General features: G+C 75.8%; 2 protein-coding genes and 1 pseudogene. All 3 read left to right on the forward strand.

Going from position 1 to position 4,009, the window contains the following annotated elements:
• The first annotated feature begins 354 nt into the window (after nt 1-354).
• Complete coding sequence (locus ACSNOD_RS29250; RefSeq protein ID WP_436770091.1) at nt 355-1,524, forward strand: cysteine desulfurase family protein; 1,170 nt, start codon at nt 355-357, stop codon at nt 1,522-1,524.
• Between the two features lie 100 nt (nt 1,525-1,624).
• On the forward strand, nt 1,625-2,794 hold the full coding sequence (mnmA, locus tag ACSNOD_RS29255; protein ID WP_436770092.1) for a tRNA 2-thiouridine(34) synthase MnmA: 1,170 nt from the start codon (nt 1,625-1,627) through the stop codon (nt 2,792-2,794).
• A gap of 202 nt (nt 2,795-2,996) precedes the next feature.
• A pseudogene (locus ACSNOD_RS29260) lies at nt 2,997-3,824 on the forward strand (serine/threonine-protein kinase); the annotation flags it as partial.
• Nucleotides 3,825-4,009: the final 185 nt, after the last annotated feature.

The following is a 4,009-nucleotide window of genomic DNA, read 5'->3' on the forward strand; positions in this document are numbered from 1 at the left end:
CATGCTCCCAGGGGGAGCCGAAGAAACAACCCGCACGGTGCGCCGCCGAGGAGGTACCCCGGTGCGGCACCGACCCCACCCACGAACAGAGCGCACGACCGCAACCACCGCGCCGAAGGCGCGGGAGGACGAGTCCCACCCCTTCGGGGCGGGGAAATGGGGCTTCGCCCCGAAGGGGCGGGCCCTTGCCCCGGCCTTCGGCCGGGGTGCGTGGTGGACGTCGCACCGGACACGCGGGACAACGGGCCCGCCCCGGAGGGGCGGAAACGCGGCGACGGTCACGTCACGGACAACCCACAACGTGGACGTCGCGCAAACCGAGCCCGGAGGGCGAACCGTAGAATCGTGGGCACCATGGCCTACCTCGACCACGCCGCCACCACCCCGATGCTCCCCGAGGCGGTGCAGGCGATGACCGCCCAGCTCGCCGTCACCGGCAACGCCTCCTCCCTGCACGCGGCGGGCCGGCGCGCCCGCCGGACCACGGAGGAGGCGCGCGAGTCCTTCGCCGCCGCGCTCGGCGCCCGCCCCAGCGAGGTGATCTTCACCGCGGGCGGCACCGAGGCCGACAACCTGGCGGTCAAGGGCCTGTACTGGGCCCGCCGCGCCGCCGATCCGCGGCGCACACGGGTCATCGCCAGCCCCGTGGAGCACCACGCCGTGCTGGACGCCGTGCACTGGCTCGCCGAGCACGAGGGCGCGCGGGTCGACTACCTCCCGGTGGACACGTACGGCCGGGTCCACCCGGACGCCCTGCGCGAGGCGATCGCCCGCGACCCCGAGGACGTGGCCCTCGCCACCGTGATGTGGGCCAACAACGAGATCGGCACGATCATGCCGATACGGGAACTCGCGGACGTCGCCCTGGAGTTCGGCGTCCCGCTGCACTCGGACGCCGTGCAGGCCGTCGGCCAGCTCCCGGTGGACTTCGCCGAGTCCGGGCTGTCGGCGCTGACCGTCTCGGGGCACAAGATCGGCGGCCCGTACGGCATCGGCGCGCTGCTGCTGCGCCGCGAGGAGACCCCCGTACCGCTGCTGCACGGCGGCGGCCAGGAGCGCCATGTGCGCTCCGGCACCCTGGACGTGCCTGCCGTCGCCGCGCTGGCCGTGGCGGCCCGGCACGCCACGGAGCACCGGGCCGCGTTCGCCCGCGAGATCGGCGCCCTGCGCGACCGGCTGGTCGCCGAGGTGAAGGCCGCCGTCCCGGACGCGGTCCTCGGCGGCGACCCCGACCCCGCGGGCCGGCTGCCCGCGAACGCGCACTTCTCGTTCCCCGGCTGCGAGGGCGACTCGCTGCTGCTGCTGCTCGACGCCCAGGGCATCGAGTGCTCGACGGGGTCGGCGTGCACGGCCGGCGTGGCCCAGCCCAGCCATGTCGTGCTCGCGACGGGTACGGACCCGGACACCGCGCGGGGGACGCTCCGCTTCTCCCTGGGCCACACCTCCACCGAGGCGGACGTCGAGGCCGTGGCGCGGGCCATCGGCCCCGCGGTGGAGCGGGCCCGCTCGGCGGGCCTGGTCTGATCCCCCGGCCGTGGCGGGGAGGCCCCTCGGCCGGAACCGGGAGGCGGCGGACGGTGGCAGGGACCGGCCGCGCCCGCGGCCCCCGTACCCTGGTAGGGCTATGACTGCTGAGTCGATGAACGAACGGCGCCCCGACGCCCCCACCCCGCCCCGCGACGGCCGCCGGCTGCGCGTGCTCGCCGCCATGTCGGGCGGCGTGGACTCCGCCGTCGCCGCGGCCCGCGCCGCCGAGGCGGGCCACGACGTCACGGGCGTCCACCTCGCGCTGTCCGCGAACCCGCAGTCCTTCCGCACCGGCGCCCGCGGCTGCTGCACCATCGAGGACTCCCGGGACGCCCGCCGGGCCGCGGACGTGATCGGCATCCCGTTCTACGTCTGGGACCTGGCCGACCGCTTCCGCGAGGACGTCGTCGAGGACTTCGTCAGCGAGTACGCGGCGGGCCGCACCCCCAACCCCTGTCTGCGCTGCAACGAGAAGATCAAGTTCGCCGCGCTGCTGGACAAGGCGCTCGCCCTCGGCTTCGACGCGGTCTGCACCGGCCACTACGCCACCGTCGTCGTCCGCGAGGACGGCCGCCGCGAGCTGCACCGCGCCTCCGACATGGCCAAGGACCAGTCGTACGTGCTCGGCGTGCTCGACGAGCGCCAGCTCGCCCACGCGCTCTTCCCGCTGGGTGACACGGTCACCACCAAGGAGGAGATCCGCGCCGAGGCGGAGCGGCGCGGGCTGGCCGTGGCCAAGAAGCCCGACAGCCACGACATCTGCTTCATCGCCGACGGCGACACCCAGGGGTTCCTGGCCAAGCGCCTGGGCACCGCCGAGGGCGACATCGTCGACGAGTCCGGCGCGAAGGTCGGCACGCACAGCGGCGCCTACGGCTTCACCATCGGCCAGCGCAAGGGCCTGCGGATCGGCACCCCCGCCGCCGACGGCAAGCCCCGCTACGTGCTCGACATCTCGCCGGTGAACAACACGGTGACCGTCGGCCCGGCCGAGGCGCTGGAGGTCACCGGGCTCACGGCGATCCGGCCCCGCTGGTGCGGCGCCCCGCCCACCGACGGGCCGGCCGTCTACACCGCGCAGCTGCGCGCGCACGGCGGCGAGACGGAGGTCACCGCGGAGGTCGTCGGTGACGAGCTGCGCGTGGAGTTCACCGAGCCCGCCCGGGGCGTGGCCCCCGGCCAGGCCATCGTGCTGTACGACGGCACGCGGGTGGTCGGCTCGGCGACGATCGCCACGACGGCGCGCCGCGCCCCCGCCACGGCCTGACCCTGCGGCCGGTCCCTGCCGCGGGGTTCTCCCCGGGGCGCGCCCGACGTCGTACGCGCCCCCGTTGTGCTCCCGTGCGCACGGTCCGTAACCGCTTTGGGCACCGCCGGCGGGAACGGCCGCCCGGACCCGTCCGTCTCCAGTAGTGACCCAGCGCGGACGGCCGGGGGAGGCCGCGCGCGCCGGAAGGGGGGCGTTCGGCATGGACGAGGACCGGAGCGCGCCGCAGCTGCTGGCCGGGCGGTACCGGCTGGGCGCCCGGCTCGGCAGCGGCGGCATGGGCGTGGTCCGGCGGGCCGTCGACGAACTGCTCGGCCGCGAGGTCGCGGTCAAGGAGGTACGGGCCCCCGCGCATCTGCCGGAGGACGACGTCCGGCTGCTCTACGCCCGGCTGGAGCGCGAGGCCCGCGCGGCGGCCCGCGTCAGCCACCCCAATGTGATCACCGTCCATGACGTGGTGGAGCAGCGGGGCCGCCCCTGGATCGTGATGGAGCTCGTGCGCGGCCGCTCCCTCGCGGAGGCGCTGGAGCACGACGGCGTGCTGCCGCCGGAGGAGGCGGCCCGGGTCGGCGCGATGGTGCTGCGGGCGCTCTGCCGCGCCCATCGGGCGGGGGTGCTGCACCGCGATGTGAAGCCGGCGAACGTGCTGCTGGAGCCCGGCGGCCGGGTGGTCCTGACCGACTTCGGCATCGCCGTGATCGACGGCGCGGGCACGCTCACCCGCACCGGCGAGTGGGTGGGATCGCTGGAGTACTTCGCGCCCGAGCGGGTCCGGGAACAGCGCGTCGGCGCGCCGTCGGACCTCTGGTCGCTGGGCGTGACCCTGTACGCGGCGGTGGAGGGGGTGTCGCCGTTCCGCCGCGCCACGCCCCTGAGCACGTTTCAGGCCATCGTCCAGGAGGAGGCCCCGCCGCCGCGCCGGGCCGGTCCCCTGGCGCCGCTCATCGAGGGCCTGTTGCGGAAGGACCCGCTGGTCCGCATGAGCGCGGAGGCCGCGCAGGGCCTGCTCGACGAGATCGCGTCCGGCCGCGCCGGCCCGGTCCCCTGGCGCCGCTCATCGAGGGCCTGTTGCGGAAGGACCCGCTGGTCCGCATGAGCGCGGAGGCCGCGCAGGGCCTGCTCGACGAGATCGCGTCCGGCCGCGCCGGGCCGGTCCCCTGGCGCCGCTCATCGAGGGCCTGTTGCGGAAGGACCCGCTGGTCCGCATGAGCGCGG

The sequence above is a fragment of the Streptomyces sp. URMC 123 genome (genome assembly GCF_051386515.1).
Taxonomy (GTDB): domain Bacteria; phylum Actinomycetota; class Actinomycetes; order Streptomycetales; family Streptomycetaceae; genus Streptomyces.

Excerpts from the sequence above, each read along its gene's own strand:
- ACSNOD_RS29250 (WP_436770091.1), top strand. The coding sequence starts at position 355 with ATGGCCTACCTCGACCACGCCGCCACCACCCCGATGCTCCCCGAGGCG.
- mnmA (WP_436770092.1), top strand. The coding sequence starts at position 1,625 with ATGACTGCTGAGTCGATGAACGAACGGCGCCCCGACGCCCCCACCCCG.